1 protein-coding gene is annotated in these 587 nt (G+C 62.2%); it reads left to right on the top strand.

From position 1 onward, the window contains the following. On the top strand, positions 1-587 hold a 587-nt coding region (locus MKK88_RS20480), incomplete at both ends, for a Crp/Fnr family transcriptional regulator (protein WP_244002950.1).

Here is a 587-nt window from a genome sequence, read left to right as displayed (position 1 = left end):
ACGTACACCTCGTCGTGGAAGGCTTCGCCTGCCGCTACAAGAGCCTTACTGACGGACGACGCCAGATCACGGCCCTCCTGGTGCCGGGCGACTTCTGCGATCTGCACGTCGCCATCCTCGGTGAGATGGATCACAGCATCGGTACTAGCTGGGGCTGCACCATCGTGGATATCCCACGCTCGGTCATCGAGCATCTCACGGCCCACCACCCCCGCATCACGCGAGCGCTCTGGTGGGCGACCCTCGTCGATGAGGGCACGCTGCGGGCAAGGCTCGTCAACATGGGGCAACACGAAGCCGACCAGCGGATGGCGCATCTCGTCTGCGAGTTGCTCGTGCGCCTGCGGGTCGTAGGCATGGTGAGCGAGGACAGCTTCGAATTCCCAATGACCCAGGATGATCTAGCTGACGCGTTGGGTATCACCGGCGTGCACGTGAACCGGGTTCTTCAAGATCTGAGAGGTCAGGGCCTGCTCGAATGGAGGAGTAAGCGCCTGCGCATTCCCAACGCTGCGCGGCTGATGGATTTCGCCGAGTTTGATCCGAAGTATCTCCACCTGAACCCACGCGACGACGAACGTCCGCTC

Source organism: Methylobacterium sp. E-005 (assembly GCF_022829725.1).
Lineage (GTDB): Bacteria > Pseudomonadota > Alphaproteobacteria > Rhizobiales > Beijerinckiaceae > Methylobacterium.
The sequence above is the reverse complement of the archived record's forward strand: the minus strand, read 5'-3'. Positions and strand labels throughout refer to the sequence as shown.